Source organism: Mucilaginibacter celer (genome assembly GCF_003576455.2).
GTDB lineage: Bacteria > Bacteroidota > Bacteroidia > Sphingobacteriales > Sphingobacteriaceae > Mucilaginibacter > Mucilaginibacter celer.
In genome coordinates, this window is the sequence record NZ_CP032869.1 from 5,958,401 (window position 1) to 5,974,393 (window position 15,993).

The 15,993-nt window shown below is 43.9% G+C and carries 11 protein-coding genes; 6 read left to right on the top strand and 5 right to left on the bottom strand.

Translation table 11 applies throughout. The annotated features are described in order from the left end of the window. The first annotated feature begins 4 nt into the window (after positions 1 to 4). The 3 genes from HYN43_RS24755 to HYN43_RS24765 all read left to right on the top strand — a co-directional run bounded on the left by HYN43_RS24755 (position 5) and on the right by HYN43_RS24765 (position 4,870). Positions 5 to 2,842: a TonB-dependent receptor gene (locus HYN43_RS24755; protein WP_119406577.1), complete on the top strand. Its 2,838-nt coding sequence runs from the start codon at positions 5 to 7 to the stop codon at positions 2,840 to 2,842. 46 nt (positions 2,843 to 2,888) lie between these two features. After that, the gene (locus HYN43_RS24760; RefSeq protein ID WP_119406578.1) at positions 2,889 to 4,265 is read left to right on the top strand and encodes a hypothetical protein; all 1,377 of its coding nucleotides are present in this window, start codon (positions 2,889 to 2,891) and stop codon (positions 4,263 to 4,265) included. A 113-nt stretch (positions 4,266 to 4,378) separates the two neighbouring features. Continuing rightward, positions 4,379 to 4,870 (top strand): hypothetical protein, encoded by a 492-nt coding sequence (locus HYN43_RS24765; protein ID WP_162996621.1) that lies wholly within the window; start codon positions 4,379 to 4,381, stop codon positions 4,868 to 4,870. Positions 4,871 to 5,044: 174 nt separating this feature from the next. Here HYN43_RS24765 and HYN43_RS24770 read toward each other — a convergent pair whose 3' ends face one another. Together HYN43_RS24770 and HYN43_RS24780 are read right to left on the bottom strand one after the other, a co-directional pair. Continuing rightward, positions 5,045 to 5,731 carry a helix-turn-helix domain-containing protein gene (locus tag HYN43_RS24770; protein WP_119406580.1) on the bottom strand — a complete coding sequence of 229 codons (687 nt, stop codon included), beginning with the start codon at positions 5,729 to 5,731 and terminating at the stop codon, positions 5,045 to 5,047. 743 nt (positions 5,732 to 6,474) lie between these two features. Then, entirely contained in the window at positions 6,475 to 7,452 is a 978-nt protein-coding gene (locus tag HYN43_RS24780) for a tetratricopeptide repeat protein (RefSeq protein WP_119406582.1), read from the bottom strand. Between the two features lie 108 nt (positions 7,453 to 7,560). Between HYN43_RS24780 and HYN43_RS24785 the strand changes: the two genes are divergently transcribed. From HYN43_RS24785 to HYN43_RS24795, 3 genes are all read left to right on the top strand, one after another. Beyond that, on the top strand, positions 7,561 to 8,772 hold the full coding sequence (locus tag HYN43_RS24785; protein ID WP_119406583.1) for a serine hydrolase domain-containing protein: 1,212 nt from the start codon (positions 7,561 to 7,563) through the stop codon (positions 8,770 to 8,772). A gap of 151 nt (positions 8,773 to 8,923) precedes the next feature. Beyond that, positions 8,924 to 9,238: a YbaB/EbfC family nucleoid-associated protein gene (locus HYN43_RS24790; protein WP_109609127.1), complete on the top strand. Its 315-nt coding sequence runs from the start codon at positions 8,924 to 8,926 to the stop codon at positions 9,236 to 9,238. A gap of 398 nt (positions 9,239 to 9,636) precedes the next feature. Continuing rightward, on the top strand, positions 9,637 to 10,314 hold the full coding sequence (locus tag HYN43_RS24795) for a metal-dependent hydrolase (RefSeq protein WP_119406584.1): 678 nt from the start codon (positions 9,637 to 9,639) through the stop codon (positions 10,312 to 10,314). A gap of 287 nt (positions 10,315 to 10,601) precedes the next feature. Here the strand turns inward: HYN43_RS24795 and HYN43_RS24800 are convergent, their stop codons facing one another. The 3 genes from HYN43_RS24800 to HYN43_RS24810 form a co-directional block, all read right to left on the bottom strand. Continuing rightward, on the bottom strand, positions 10,602 to 11,864 hold the full coding sequence (locus HYN43_RS24800) for a glucose-1-phosphate adenylyltransferase (RefSeq protein ID WP_119406585.1): 1,263 nt from the start codon (positions 11,862 to 11,864) through the stop codon (positions 10,602 to 10,604). Beyond that, entirely contained in the window at positions 11,861 to 13,285 is a 1,425-nt protein-coding gene (locus HYN43_RS24805; protein WP_119406586.1) for a glycogen synthase, read from the bottom strand. The genes HYN43_RS24800 and HYN43_RS24805 overlap by 4 nt, the downstream gene beginning before the upstream one ends. A gap of 281 nt (positions 13,286 to 13,566) precedes the next feature. Further along, complete coding sequence (locus HYN43_RS24810) at positions 13,567 to 15,957, bottom strand: TonB-dependent receptor (RefSeq protein ID WP_119409113.1); 2,391 nt, start codon at positions 15,955 to 15,957, stop codon at positions 13,567 to 13,569. Between the last annotated feature and the right edge of the window lie 36 nt (positions 15,958 to 15,993).

Below are 15,993 nucleotides of genomic sequence, written 5' to 3' on the forward strand. Positions count from 1 at the left end.
TGTTATGCGTCTGTTAAAAAGCTATTTTTCAATAATTTCCATACTGCTAATCCTGTCGGCATCCAAGGTGTTTTCACAATCTACAGGAAAGGTAGCCGGTAAAATCACCGATAAAAAAACAGGCGAAGCCCTTATTGGTGCAAGCGTTGGTATAACAGGTACGGGCAAAGGCGTATCAACCAACGTTGATGGCCGTTTTATACTTAGCGGCATCGCACCCGGCAGGTATACCATCACTATCAGCTATATTGGCTATCAAACCAAATCGGTATCAGATGTTGAGGTAAAAGGTGGCGCCGTTGTGCAATTAGATGCTGTGCTTGATGAGGCCAATACACAAGCCCTTAAAGAAGTGGTTATTAAAGCCACCTATCGCCAGGAATCGGTTAACGCATTGTATGCAAGGCAAAAATCGAGCGTGCAGGTTACCGATGGGATCTCGGCGGACGTGATCCGTAAATCGCCCGACAGGAATACCGGTGATGTTTTAAAGCGTGTGAGCGGTACCTCGGTACAGGATGGCAAGTTTGTGGTAGTGCGCGGTTTGGCCGAGCGCTATAACAACAATATGCTTAACAACACCTTGCTGCCAAGTTCGGAGCCGGATAAAAAAGCCTTCGCTTTTGATATTATCCCATCGAGCATGGTTGATAACATTGTGATTTATAAAACCGCCACTCCCGATCTTCCGGGCGATTTTTCGGGCGGTACCATTAATACCATTACCAAAGATATTGCCGATAAGCAGTTTTTAGAAGTTTCGTTAAGCGTAGGTTACAATTCAAAAACAACCTTCAAAAACAATTTTATTGATGCGAGGCCAAACGGCAAATACGATTTCCTGGGCTATGACGATGGCTCGAGAAAATTACCTTCTGCCTATTCAAACATCAAAAATAACTATACTTCGGGTACTACCAGCGATCAGAAAATAGCTATAGCGCAGCGGTTCCCCAATACATTTTATTACCAGGAAGGCCAGGGCAGCCTGCCTAATGTTGGTTTCCAGTTATCAACGGGTAACTCACATATTTCAAAAAACAACAACCGTTTCGGCTATAACTTCAGCCTTAACTACAGTAACGGCCACCGTACTTCGTTTGGCGACAGGATTGGCTATACCGGCTTTAACGACGCCGCTAACCAGTTGCCCCTGTACAGCTTTGACAGAAATGTATTTACTAACTACAAAAGCCTTGGTGGTTTGCTGAACTTTGCCTACACCTTTGGTAAAAACAAAATCGCGTTCAGAAATTTATACAACAACGATTTCTCGGTTGATTTTGAACAAACCAATAATGCCAAAAACTTCGAGGCCGATCAGCAAAACCCGCTTAAATACAAAGGTTATTCTGTCGAAACCACACAAAACGGCATTTATTCATCTGTTTTGGAAGGTCAGCACACCTTTGGTCAGCGTAACATTGTTTTTGACTGGAACGCGTCGTACGGCTTATCGTACCGCAATCAGCCCGATCAGCGTATAGTAACTATTTATACCCCTGATAACGCTACTGAATATATTTCATTATCGAGTGAGAACAGCCCTAAACCTAATGATCTGGGCCGCGTATACTCCAAACTTCATGAAAATATTTATGGTGGTAAAGCTAACCTGTCGGTGCCGTTTAAATGGATGGAACAACCACAGAAGCTGAAATTTGGTGGCCTGGTATCGCACCGCGACCGCGATTTCAGTATCGACGCCCTTGGTTATACCAGTGCCGATGCTTTTGGTAACCAGCCTATAGCCCTTACAAACGGCTACACCATATTCAATATTTTCAGTGCCCAGAGCGTAGGGCAAAACCGTATCGATTTATCAAGGCTGGACCTGAGTTCGACAGATTATAAAGCCAAGGCCGATCAAAGCGCCGGTTACGCCATGCTCGACAATAAGTTTAGCAATAAGTTGCGTTTGGTTTGGGGTGCGCGTGTTGAACGTTATGATCAGCAACTTACCGCAGCCGGTAAAGCCACACAGAAATACAATAACACCGACCTGCTGCCATCTGGAAACCTAACCTACAGCCTAAGCGAAAAATCAAACCTGAGGGCGTCGTACTTCCGTTCGGTAAACAGGCCCGAGTTTAGGGAGCTGGCAGGTTTCAGGTATTTTGATTACCAAACCAACTTTATTATAGCCGGTAACCCCGATCTGGAACGCAGTATTGTTGATAATGCCGATATCAGGTATGAATATTACCCATCAGGCGGCGAGATCATTTCGGTATCGGCCTTCTATAAAAAATTCAAAAACCCTATTGAGCAAATTAATCAGGGTAATGACATCCTTACCTATCAAAACGCTATAAACGCCAAAGATTTTGGTTTTGAGGCCGAGTTACGCAAAAAGTTAAATTTTATAGCCGAGGGCAGCTTTTTACGAAACGTTACCTTTTATGTAAACGCCTCGTACATCAACGCCAAGGTTAAACTGGCCGATGGCAGGGCGGTATCAACTCCCTTGCAGGGCCAGTCGCCTTACCTTATTAACTCGGGCTTGTATTATACCCCCGAAAAAGGCGATTTTTCATTCAACATCCTTTACAACCGTATTGGCGAGCGTTTAAAATTCCGCGCGGTTACCGGAGCAGCCGATATTTATGAAAAGGCCCGCGATGTGATCGATTTCCAGGCAAGTAAAGCCATTTTAAAGAAACGTGCCGAAATAAAGCTTACCGTAGCCGATTTACTGGCGCAGCCCTTTGTTTACTATAACAACTACGGATCGGCAGGTAGCACCGCGTTCAAGGCCGGCGAAGACAGGGTTATTCAAAGCCGCTACTCGGGCTTTGGCATCAACCTTTCATTCAAGTACAACTTCGATTTCAAAAACTAAAAGCAGCACACAAGACAGATTAGAAATACAGATTAGTTACATTATTATGAAAAAAACAATTTATTTATTGGGATCATTAGCCGTTATGGCTTTTGCATCTTGCTCAAAGAAAGATGATCCGGGAACTAACCCGCCCATTACCCCGCCAACAACCAATCTTGACGTGCGTGGCACCATTACAAAAGATACCCATTGGACCGCCGGTATCACCTACCGTATTCGCGGTTATGTTTACGTTGACAACAACGCTACATTAACTATTGATCCGGGTACAAAAATTGTAAGTAACAAGGATTCGGCTGGCGTATTGGTTATCTACAAAGGCGCTAAAATTAACGCTGCCGGTACTGCCGATAAACCTATTGTTTTCACATCGGCCGAAGCTTCACCAAAACCAGGCGACCTGGGTGGTGTAGTATTGGTTGGTAACGCTACAGGTAATGGCAACCACGCTGTATTAGAAGGCGGTGTTGACGTTGCTCACCAAAACTTTGGCGGTACCAACGATGCCGATAACTCTGGTGTTTTACAATATGTACGTATTGAGTACGGTGGTAAAGCGGTTAACCCTGGCGATGAGATTAACGGTTTAAGTATGTACGCTGTTGGCAGCGGTACTACTGTTGACCACGTACAGGTTGTACGCGGCCTTGATGATGCCTTCGAATTTTTTGGCGGTGCTTTCAACGCTAAATACTTAATTGCTTACAACTGCGCCGACGATGACTACGATATGGACGATGGATACCACGGTAAAATTCAGTTCGCTGTTTCAATCAAAGACCCGGCCTTTACCGATAACAAAGGAACTACCGGCGATATCTCGAACAACTTTGAGGTTGATAACACTACCGATGCTAAAGGTTATTTATTAACTCCTATCACTAACCCAACATTATCAAACTTTACCGCTATCGGTCCTAACAATGCTTCAGGCGTATCTGCCGATTACGGTTACGGTATGCGTTGGAGAAGGGGTTCAAAATTCACCCTGGCTAACTCTATTGTAATGGGAGGCCAAAAAGCAGGTATGGATATTGATAATGATTTAACTGCCCAGTACTATGTTGATGGCATGAGCGGGTTTAAAAACAGCTTGTTACAATCATACGGCGATAACTATAAGGTAGATAAGCTAAACGTAGCTACAGTGTTAACCGCTGCAGGTTTAAAAACATTGGTTGAAGGCCGCGATGCCAGCAAAACCTATGCAGCAGCAGCCGATATCGGTTTAACTGATCCATTTAACAATGCATCGCCTAACCTTGCTCCTAAGGCAGGCTCGGCCGCCGCTACTGCAACTGCGGCATTTACCGCAACCGCTTTAGCTGATGCTTTCTTTACCAAAACTACCTACGTAGGTGCAATTGATCCTGCCGGTACCGACTGGACAAAAGCTTCATGGGTTGTTTACGGAAAATAATACTACTTTTCAATTGTGTTAATAACAAAAGCCTGGTTGTAAAACCAGGTTTTTTTGTGCTTTTATGTAGCGGATCAGGCTTTGTACACGTAATTTATTTAAACCTTAAACTAATGAAAACCTCCTGTAAGTTATTAATTATCAATTTGTTTTCGGTCGCTGTAGCAGCGTGTGGAAAAAGCAAAAGAACAGACCAAGCCGAGCGTCTTACCGGTTGCCCCCTGAACACCACTTGCAGCTACAGTTTTACAGACCATGCCGATTTTGATAAGCCTGCCAAAATTGTGACGGGCGATAGCCGCGTATTTTCTTACAGCGGTGTAAACACCCGGTTATGCAGTGCCACGTCAACGCTTTATTTTAAAACAGGGTTAAGCAATGCTGATTTTAACATTACAGGTAGCCAGATCACATCGGGCCATGTGTTATACAATTTTACCTGTGCCTGCTGCGATTATATTAGCCAGGAGCTTGTTGGCGGCGAAATAAAGGGTACCCGCGTAAGCGATGGGAAATGGCTGGTAAAAGCAGTAGTATTATTGGGTACTCCATCGCTAAAACGGATAGATACGCTGAAAATCAATCAATATTTTACGGTGAAGTAGAGGCTGTTTGATATGGCCAATAAATTTAGATCGACTATGTTAAAATTTCCGGGATTTTTAAAAGCGGGCAACAAAGCATTTAAAACCTATTAAGTTTCACAAGCATTGTTAATGTAGATACAACAAACCCTTGTGGGCAAAAAAGAAATGCTGTTCAATTACAGTTTATATTATTTATTGTTTGCGTCTTGACGCGTAAGTTAACTTTTCCCGGGCACTGGCCAGCATGCTTTCATCATACCCGTTTTCGTCAATCATTTCGGCAAGCTGGTAACTGTAGTATTCCTTTTTAATAACCGGATAACTAATGTACAACGCTTTGGCCAGCATTTTTAATTTATCCGGATTAATGGCTGCTTTGCCACATTCAATCCGGCTTAGCTGGCTACGATTGATAGTTATTTTTTGCGAAAAATTTTCCTGGCTGATGTTAAGCTCTTCACGGTGTTTTTTAATGAACGCTCCAAAGTGCGGATAAACTTCCGGCAAATCATCCGGCGTACTACTGTTTTTTTGAGAAGGAGGCATGTTAACATATGATGTTGGTATGCCAGGTAAATTTGCGCCAAAAACAGCCGAAAAATCAATCATCATTTGTGTAAACCATTTTTGATCGATATGATAGGTGATGTTGCCGCGTTTCCCTTCCATGCGGATAAGGCCAAGGCTGCGCAGCTCGCTAATGTGTTTGATTAAAGTTTCGCGGTTGGTATCGGCAAAGTAAAGGTCGTCTTTACCTATGCTGAAACCGTTTTCAATAATATGCCTGATAATCTGCACCCTGATAGGTAAAGCTAAAGCACGGGCAAAATCTGCCAGTTTCACATCGTTCTCGTTGATACTGTATTTAAAGGTTTTCATTAATGCAGGATAAAATGCCGTTTATATTAGTGACAATGCCCACCGGCAAAGGGGAGCATTTGTATAAAAAGATCTACCGGATATTAAATGGATGACCTTGCAAAACCTATAGCATAGGGATGCAAAGGCGAACGTTAGCGCATAGGTGTGCCGCAAAATATCCGCGGCAGCAAAGGCTTAACGTTGAGGCTTAAAAATAAATGGATCAGATTTTTAAATTGCCGAGCGAGATTACAAGATCAGGGCAATACAGTTGTTTAAAATGGACAATAAAAGGATAATAATAATCTCTTTTATTATAAACACCAATAAACAGGCAGCTTAAAATTATAATAGCACAAAAGGTACCCGGTATTTTAATATCGTGCGAAATTACACGCGGCCTCGACATAAAAGTACCTGCCGGATGTTTAGTTTTTTTCTGGGCCTGTGTTGGCGCCTTTTGTATGGTTGAATGGACTTTAAATGCAGGTGCAGATAAAGTTCCAAATTTGGGGCATTTGGTTACATAGCAACACGAAAAAACAAGATACACCAGCGATACTAAAAATATCAATGATTTATGCCGGGTGTATTTTAAATGCATTTGAACTTATAATGAGTGCTTTGCGCAGTTTGTTTAAATGAACACAAATTTACCCATACAATATTATAATAACATAATTTCAATGTTACCAAAGAGTTAAGTGAGGTTTTATTGGGATTGAGCATACCCCGTTTCGTTTTTTCAATTTGTTATTATCTTAAAATCTATTGCCCTGGGCCGCAATCCAATCTTCCAGTTGTTTGCGCTTATCGGCATTATCATGTAGCCATTGTGCCGAAGCTGTTTTATCGGCACTTAAACTGATGAGCTTGACTGCTGTCGCAAAATGTTCGGTTTGTGCCAATTTGTAAAAAAAAGCCACATAATAATTCCAGAAAAAGCCTCCATGCCTTGGCTTTTCGCCCAGCTTGCCAACATTTATAAAAATGTTTTTTAACTGGGCTTCCAAATTGCCTCCGACCGCAGTTACAGAAGCACTGAGGGTTTTATTTAGCAATAAAGTTTCGGCATCGGCTTTACCGGCTTTCAAATCGCCGCCCTTAAGCAAACTTTGCAGGTTGGTATAAGCTTCATCTGCCCTTGCGCCTTCCGGATCGAGCAATAAAAAGCTGCATAGCCCCATCAGCGCAGGTACCCTTTTGTTTTGATGGAAGGTTACCAGGCCATATAGGCGCTGGCTGTTGGCATGCTTTGGGTCGAGTTTAATGGCTTCGATAGCGGCAAATTCGGCATCGGCATATTTTTGTGCGCGGAAATAAGCAATGCCTAAATTAAAATATAAGGGTTGATAATCGGGTTTAAGTTTAATACCCTCTTTATAGGCATCAATAGCTTGCTGCGGCTGATGGGCGGCATCGTAAATACTGCCTAAAAGTTCGTAGGCGGGGCCCGTTAAGGTACCATTAGTTTTGATTACTTTGTTCAGATACGGCACTCCATCATTCCCTTTTCCGGAAGCGTTGAGGCTGTAGGCCATCTGGTAATTGGCCTGGGGGTTTTCCGGTTCGGCGGCGAGGGCCTGTTTATATTTTTCGATGGCGCCGCTATAATCCTTTTGAGCATTAAGCGCAATGCCTTCTTTTACCAGGCCGGCAACATCTGCAGCCTGGGCATAAAGACTTACCGAAAGCGCGATGGCTGCAACAGTGAGCACAAGTTTTTTAAACAAATTCATATAATAAAGCTTATTAATGCTAACTAACACAAAAATTTAAAACTTTAATCGTTACCTGCTGTATAATTTCTAATTTTCGCATTCGTTTTAGCGTGAGATATTGATTTTATGAGATTAGTGTACAAAAGCCTTGTAGTTTTTACTGCCCCCCTGTTACTGTTAACCTGTTCATCCAACAATAAAGATAAAAATAAAGCAGCTGCCGCCCTGCCACCCAAGCCGCTTGATACCACTGCACTTTTGGCTTATAACCCACAAAAGGCCGATAAAAAAATTGATGCTGTAATGCAGGAGCTGCACCGCACCCGCGGCTTTAACGGCAATGTGCTGGTAGCCAAAAACGGCAAAATAGTTTACGAAAACGCCATTGGCTGGGCCGATTACCTGCACCGCGACAGCCTGAAAATAGGCAGCCAGTTTGAACTGGCTTCGGTTACCAAAACCATGACCTCCACCGCCATTTTGCAGCTGATGGAACGCGGTAAACTCACCTTAGATGATAACGTAAAAAAGTTTTTCCCCGATTTTCCTTACGAGGGCATCACCATCCGCCTGTTGCTTACCCACCGCTCGGGCCTGATGAACTATGTTTACTTTATTGATGATATCTACCGTAAAGAACACCTTGACCAGCGCAAAGGCCTCACCAATGCTGATGCCATGAAAATTATAGCCGAGCGTAAACCGGCCCGCTATATTGCGCCTGATAAGAAATTTCATTACAATAACTCAAACTTTATGGTGTTGGGGGCGATTGTAGAGAAAGCCAGCGGCATGAGCTATGCGCAATACATGCAGCAAAACGTATTTAAGCCGGCCAGCATGAACCATACCCACGTATACTCCAAAGCGGTTTATGATAAAATTCCGGTTGATGTTGTGGGGCACGACAGGGGCCAGTGGCGCTACTCGGTAGTGCAAAACTTTTTGGATGGCCCCGTAGGCGATAAAGGCGTTTACAGCACCGTAGGCGACTTGTTTTTATACGATCGCGCCCTGCGTGCCGGCCTGCTGCTAAAAAAAGCAACGCTCGATTCGGCTTATGTTCCCCGCAACCCCATGGTGCACGGCCATTTTAGCTATGGCTACGGCTGGCGCACCTTTACCGCACCCGGCCAGGAAGTGATTTACCATACCGGCTGGTGGCACGGTTTCAGGCACATTTACCTGCGCGATATGAAGGAAGATGTAGTGGTTGTGTTGTTAACAAACCTGGCCAACGGCAGTCTGCTGAAACTTGATGACCTGTTTAAGACAGCTGGCATGCCTGTTGTGCGTAAAAGTGCGTATAACGGTAATGGTGATACCAGTGATGATTAGTGTTTTGATGTGCAGATTTCAGATGTGCGGATGTGCAGATTTAAATTTGTAGATTGATAAGATGAAATGAAAATTGATTTTGATGAGAATGACAATTTAAAATCATCTGCACATTTGAAATCTTCACATCTGCATATTAAATAAAAAAGACATGTTTGATAAATTAATGGAAGCCCAGCAAAAGGCTGGCGAAATGAAAAAACGCCTGGATGCCATCAGCGTATCTGGCAGTGCCGAGGGCGGCAAAATTGTGGTTAATGCCAACGCCAATAAGGTTGTGCAATCGGTGCAGATCGATCCGGATTTTTTGGCCGATGCCGATAAGGAAGAACTGGAAGAGCTTTTGGTGGTTGCCATTAACAAAGCGATGGAACAGGCCGAAAATGTGAGCCAAAGCGAAATGGCTGCCATGACGCAAAGTATGTTTGGCGGCATGGGTGGTTTGGGTAATTTGTTTGGTAAGTAAGCCCGACGGAAGGCTGTAAAAGACTTCATTGCATGTGAATCGGAGCCAAGGCCTCTGAAAAAATATGACATTACCATTTTGTCATCCTGAGAAACGAAGGATCTTCTTTGCCCTGTATAGCGGCTATGCAAGTTGTAGAAGATGCTTCGTTCCTCAGCATGACAACATGTTTTTAAACGTATAATGGGTAGGTAGGAAGCCATTGCGCATGAGCAGGCCCGCCCCCTGTATAGTTCGCGATTGCTTCATACCTCGCAATGGCATTTTGAGTCAAATTCCCCCCTTATCAATGAAATCTATCTGCTGTTTAAACACCAATTTGTAACATTTATACCTTTGAACTAAATGTTTACTATTAGTGTTTAACTTTGATAAGCTTACATAAAAACCACTTACTGATGAAAACTACGTATTACGGCCAATCGGCCCTGATGATTGAAGCAAGCGGAAAAAAACTGCTTTTTGATCCTTTTATATCTCCAAATCCATTAGCTAAAGATATCGATATCCACAGCCTGAAGCCTGATTATATCCTGGTATCGCATGGCCACGGCGATCACGTTGCCGATTTGTTAGCGATTGCCCAAAGCAGCGGTGCCAAGGTAATTTGCATCGCCGAAATTGCCGGATGGTTGGGCAGCAAAGGGATTGAAAATGTACACGGTATGAATATTGGCGGCGGTTTTAACTTTGATTTTGGCAGGGTTAAAATGGTTAACGCCGTACATTCAAGCACTTTGCCTGATGGCTCGCCAGGTGGTAACCCTGCAGGTTTCCTGATTTTTGCCGAAGGCAAGGTTGTTTATTTTGCAGGTGATACCGCGCTTACTTACGATATGAAATTATTGGCAGATGATAACCTGGATTGGGCTTTCCTTCCTATCGGCGATAATTACACTATGGGCGCTGATGACGCTATCAAAGCCGCGGCCTTTATCAACTGTAAAAACATTATCGGCGTACATTACGATTCGTTCCCGGTAATTGAAATTAATAAAGATGAGGTTGCAGCGAAATTTGTTAAAGCAGGGCTGAATTTGAAGTTGCCTGCAATTGGTGAGACTATTGAGTTGTAAACTCATAGTATAACCCAATACGTTATTGCGAGGCACGAAGCAATCGCACGGATGCCGAGCGGCCGTGCACATCCGCCTTGTACAGTTCGCGATTGCTTCGTACCTCGCAATGACGACTATAAGAGGAATGCTTTACAAATAACAAAGGCCCGAAATATCGGGCCTTTGTTATTTGGTACCACCTGAATCTAAATTTCAAACTCAGAACTCACATCCTCGTCTTTATTGTGGTATATTCTTGTATTTTGAGCACCTAAAACAGTTCAAGCTTAATGCTGTAAAGTTGCTTAAATAACCGTGCCGCTTGGTATTATAGCGCGCTTTTTAACCACCACAATACCATCCTGTACGGTGTGCGTTCCATAGTCACCATCTTCCAGTTTTTCGCCGCAGTTAATAATTACATTATCGCCTATATATGTATTTTTATCGATAATGGCGTTTTTGATATGGCAATTATTACCGATACCCATAATTGGCGAAGCGCTTTCCTTCAGCTCGGCAATTTGCTCGAGGGTCTGGTAATTGTCGCTACCCATCACATAACAGTTTTCGATAATGGTACCCACGCCTATGCGTGTACGAACGCCAATGATAGAATGCGTAATTTCTTTCGCACTTATGATACAACCATCCGCAACGATAGAGCTTTTAAGAGTTGTACCCGAGATTTTAGACGGCGGCAGCATGCGTGCACGCGTATAGATCGGGTTTTTATCAAACAGGTTAAATTTCGGGATATCGTCGGTTAAGCCAAGGTTGGCCTCAAAAAATGACGGGATGGTACCGATATCTGTCCAGTAACCTTCATATTGATAGCTGGCTACACGATGGCCTTCGATGGATTGCGGGATTATCTCTTTACCAAAATCGGTACGTTCATTGCCTTCAAGCAATTCGTAAAGCAACTTACGGTTAAAGATGTAAATACCCATCGATGCCAGGTAAACACGACCTTCGGCTTCCATCTCGGGGCTAACCTCTGATGCCCAGCTTTCAAAGTTGCTTTTCGGCTTTTCGATAAAGGCGGTGATCATCTTGTTTTCGTCGGTTTTCAGGATCCCGAAGCCCGGAACGTCGGCGGCATCAACCGGAATGGTAGCTATCGAAATTTCGGCATTGGTTTCAATATGATGGTTAATCATATCTTCAAAATCCATCTGGTACAGCTGGTCGCCCGAGAGGATGAGCACATACTCAAACTCGTGCACGGCCAGGTGATGCAAGCTTTGCCTAACGGCATCGGCCGTTCCCTGAAACCAGGTTACATTTGACGGTGTTTGCTCGGCGGCAAGGATATCAACAAAAGCATCGCTAAAGCTGCTGAAGTGATAGGTGTTTTTGATGTGTTTGTTTAGCGATGCCGAGTTAAACTGCGTAAGCACATAAATACGAGTAATACCCGAGTGCAGGCAGTTTGAAATAGGAATATCCACCAAACGGTATTTGCCCCCTATTGGTACTGCCGGTTTCGACCGCGTAGCGGTAAGCGGTGATAAGCGGCTGCCCTGGCCGCCACCAAGCACAATGGAAATTACTTTAGATGTCATATAATTGGTTTTAAGCTTTTGTACAGATCAGTATATTGCTGGGTTGAACGCGTCCACGAATAATCGAGCGCCATCATTTGTTTGCGTAATTGTTGTAGTTTATTGCCATCGTGATAAAGTTGTTTGGCCCTGAAAACAGAGTGGCAGATGTCCTGAACATTATCCTGAACAAAACGGATTCCATAACCGCCCGCATCGCCAAAATCAATCACCGAATCTTTTAATCCGCCGGTTGCGCGTACAATAGGTAAAGTACCGTAACGCAGGGCGTATAACTGGTTAAGGCCGCAAGGCTCAACACGCGATGGCATCAGCAGGAAATCGGCCCCGGCATAAATCTGGTGGGCCAGTGATTCGTCGTAGCCAATAAATACGGCGCAATGTTCGGCATATTTATTTTTCAGTTTAAGCAGCTCAAGTTCTGTTTCCTTATCGCCGGTACCTAAAATTAAAAAGTTTATCTCGCCCTCATTTTCAAGCAGGCTGCGCTCAATGGCTTTGGCCAGCAAATCAGCACCTTTTTCAACCACCAACCGGCCGATGAAAGTAAACAGCGGTTTTTCAGGGTCGAGTTCAAAACGTTGGCAAAGCGTTTCCTTATTAGCCCTTTTACCTTTGGCCAATGTGCGTGCGGTATACTTTGCGGCTATCATGGCATCGGTTTGCGGATTCCAAACGTCGGTATCAATTCCGTTCATGATGCCTGTGCCTTTACCACGCTCGGTGTAAAAGAGGTATTCGAGCCCGTTGGAGTTGTAGGTAAGCTCTTCAAGATAACTTGGCGACACTGTGGTATAGCGCCAGCTGCATTTTACAGCGGCAGCTAATGGATTAATGCCCCCCGCCCAATCAAGCAAACCGGTTTTGGTAAGGTCGATCTCGGGCAGTAGTGAAAGCTTATCCCAGCCAAAAGCACCGTGGTACTGGCCGTTATGTATGGTAAATACGGTTGGCACATTAGCTAACCTTGTATACAGTTTTGAGTGGTAAAGCAGAAAAGGCACTAAACCGGTGTGATGATCATGACAATGGATCAGATCGGGTGTTTGCTGCGAATAGCTGATCCAATCTAAAAATGCCAGTTGGTAGGCTATGAACTGTTCGCGCTCATCGGGGTAGCTGTAGATATTTTCCCTGTCAAGCAGGCCCGGAATTTTCACAAGGTAAAGTTCAAAACCAAGCTTGTTGGTTTTTTCTTTCAGAATTTCGAAGAAGTAACGCTTGTTGCCGAGCAAAGTTGCCGCGGCAAATACGGTTTCAAATTCGTTCTCCCGGGTAAACTTACGGTCGTAAAAAGGCAGTACAACAGCAGCCTGCAAACCCGCAAGGTTCTGGTACTTAGGCAACGCGCCAACAACATCGCCCAGGCCGCCAACTTTGGCAACGGGATAACATTCGGCACTCAAATGGTATATTTTCATCCGGCTTTTATTGGCTCAATTTAAGCAAAGATTACCAAATGAGAAACCTGCGAGAATTAATATAGTTTTGAAAAATTTAGATTTAAACTACTGAAATTTTACTACCTATTGCCTGTTAAAGTTGTGATTTTAGCAGTTAAAATGACAAAATTTTATAAAGACGGGATGATGCCAAACGTTAGGAAAATGATGTAAAATGCTAATTTAACTTAATACATTAAGGCATGGCCATTTAACCTTGCATCGGTTTGCAAACAGATGCAAGGTTATTGCCGGTAAGGTTAAAACTCAAAAATAACCCCAAGCGTAGGCTGCACATTGCCGCCATTGCGGTTGAGCAGTTTGGTTTGGATGCGGGATGGATCGCCGGGCTGATCCTGCAGTTTTCCGCCGGCGTCTTTTACCGGTACTACCACCGCCTGTTCTTTATAGGTATGCGCTGTTAAATTCTGAATGTCGAAGTAAAAGTTGAAGGAGTAGTGCTTAAAATAGTATTTTTTATCAACCCTTGCATCCAGCTGGTAAAAGGGATCCAAAACCTGGCTGTTAAGCCGTGTATAATCAAATATTCCCTGCGGATAGGTGCTGTAATTTGCTTTGAGCGATGAAAGCTGCTGATCATAAGGTGTATAAGGGCTGCCGCCTGTAAACCTGAATTTTGCACCTATCTCCCAGTTCTTTTTAAGGATTTTACCGGCCGTCATGCTCAGGATGTAGCGGCTGTTCCATGATGATTGGATATAATTACCGTTTTTATTCTGGAACTCGCTTTTAAACAAGGTAAGGGCAAAAATACCGTAGAAGCCTTTGTTTAGCTTTTGTTGCGCGAAAAACTCCACGCCATAGCTGCGGCCATTGCTCTCGCCCACAACAGGGTTGTTGCCTATAACGCCAAAATCGGCACCAAGGTTAGCCAGGGGGATGGAATCATTCAACTGGCTGATAACGGGATAGTGCTTGTAGTATTTATAAAAACCTTCCACAGTAAAACGGGTGTTTTTGAAGGTATTGTACTCAAAACCAAGCACCAGTTGTTTGTTTTCGATATAGTTTACGTTACGGTTAACCAGTTGATTGGTGCTATCGCGATAGCCCATAACCGTATAGGCCGGAAGCTGGTAATAAATGCCGGTGTTAAAATTAATGCTGAACTGATCGCTTAGATTATAAGATGCCGAAAAACGCGGCGACAATGTTTTAGCCAGGTTATTCATCCGGCTTGAGTAATTGTTGGCATCCGCCCTTGCGCCCGCCGAAAGCGAGAGCTTGTTATTAAAAAACGACCTGCTGATTTGCGCAAACACATTATACTTGAAAAAGTTAATTTTTGATTGATAGATATGATTACCAAAGGGCAACAGGTTAAACGTATTGGTGCTGTATGATGCCGTTTCTTCGCCGGTGCCGAAATTTATACGATAGTTGCCCGCCTGCTCGGTATGTTCAAACCTGAATTTGTTTTCCGCTTCGGTTGAGCGGTAGTTGAGCGTTTGGCCTAAACTTTCGTTGTTATCCCTAAACTTTAGCGCCCCGTTATCCAGGTAGCTCCGGCTGATCACCAACTGCGAAAAACCGCGCTGCCCAAAATGTTTGTAAACCGCACCTACCGAATAGTTCTTTTGATCGTTGGTAGGGATGGTAGCCAAAATGTACTCGTTCTCTTCCGTTTTTTCGGTATTAAAGTTTAGTTTAAACTTATCCAGGGCGCCCAGGCCTATCAGCGTAAGTTCGTTTTTATTATCGAATTTGGTTTTAATTTTAAACTGAAAATCCTGGTAAGAGGGCAGAAATGGTAGTTTCAGTAATTTAAATAAGCCCTGGAGGTATGAGTAACGGTACGATGCCAGGTAGGTAGTTTTTGATCCCAGCGGTCCTTCAAGGGTAGCACCAAAATCGCTTGAGCCAACGGTAAGCGTAGCGCCCATGCGGTCGGAGCGGCCATTTTTTTGGTTAAACTCAAATACCGAGCTCAGGGCATTGCCCCGGTTTGAGGGAAACGCGCCCGAATAAAAATTAACCTCCTTTACAAAATCAACATTAATTAACCCAACCGGGCCGCCGGATGAGCCTTGTGTGGCAAAGTGGTTGATGTTGGGAATCTCGACCCCATCCAGGTAAAACCTGTTTTCGTTAGGCGCTCCTCCACGGATAATAATATCATTACGGAAACTTACCGGCGCGGCAACACCCGGTAACGACTGGATCACTTTCGAGATATCGCGGTTACCGCCCGGGTTACGCTTTATTTCGGCCACGCCAATGCTGCGTAAGGATACCGGGCTTTCCAATGTTTTGTTGAGCCGGCTGCTGGCTGTAATTTTCACCTCGTTCAGGCTGGCTACATCTTCATCAAGGGCTATATCAATAATTGCCGGCTTAACGTTGTTCACCTGGATATCCAGCGAGGTTTTACTTTTAAAGCCGATTTTTGAAAACTGGAGCCCAAAATTGCCCGGCTTTAATTCGATAACGTAATTACCCAGCGAATCGGTAGTGGTGCCAATAGTTTGGTTGATTACCTTAACCGTAACGCCAGGTATGGGTGTGTTTGACAAGCCACTGGTTACGGTACCTTTAATTTTTGCGGTTTGTGCATTGGCTGATAAACACATCAGCAGGATAAAAACACAAGCGAAGGCTGTTTTGGATATTATTGACAGAGGTTTATACATGATGTTTTTTGCAGGATATGTTGGTTTTATTTGCTC

Excerpts from the sequence above, each read along its gene's own strand:
- HYN43_RS24755 (WP_119406577.1), top strand. The coding sequence starts at position 5 with ATGCGTCTGTTAAAAAGCTATTTTTCAATAATTTCCATACTGCTAATC.
- HYN43_RS24760 (WP_119406578.1), top strand. The coding sequence starts at position 2,889 with ATGAAAAAAACAATTTATTTATTGGGATCATTAGCCGTTATGGCTTTT.
- HYN43_RS24765 (WP_162996621.1), top strand. The coding sequence starts at position 4,379 with ATGAAAACCTCCTGTAAGTTATTAATTATCAATTTGTTTTCGGTCGCT.
- HYN43_RS24770 (WP_119406580.1), bottom strand. The coding sequence starts at position 5,731 with ATGAAAACCTTTAAATACAGTATCAACGAGAACGATGTGAAACTGGCA.
- HYN43_RS24780 (WP_119406582.1), bottom strand. The coding sequence starts at position 7,452 with ATGAATTTGTTTAAAAAACTTGTGCTCACTGTTGCAGCCATCGCGCTT.
- HYN43_RS24785 (WP_119406583.1), top strand. The coding sequence starts at position 7,561 with ATGAGATTAGTGTACAAAAGCCTTGTAGTTTTTACTGCCCCCCTGTTA.
- HYN43_RS24790 (WP_109609127.1), top strand. The coding sequence starts at position 8,924 with ATGTTTGATAAATTAATGGAAGCCCAGCAAAAGGCTGGCGAAATGAAA.
- HYN43_RS24795 (WP_119406584.1), top strand. The coding sequence starts at position 9,637 with ATGAAAACTACGTATTACGGCCAATCGGCCCTGATGATTGAAGCAAGC.
- HYN43_RS24800 (WP_119406585.1), bottom strand. The coding sequence starts at position 11,864 with ATGACATCTAAAGTAATTTCCATTGTGCTTGGTGGCGGCCAGGGCAGC.
- HYN43_RS24805 (WP_119406586.1), bottom strand. The coding sequence starts at position 13,285 with ATGAAAATATACCATTTGAGTGCCGAATGTTATCCCGTTGCCAAAGTT.
- HYN43_RS24810 (WP_119409113.1), bottom strand. The coding sequence starts at position 15,957 with ATGTATAAACCTCTGTCAATAATATCCAAAACAGCCTTCGCTTGTGTT.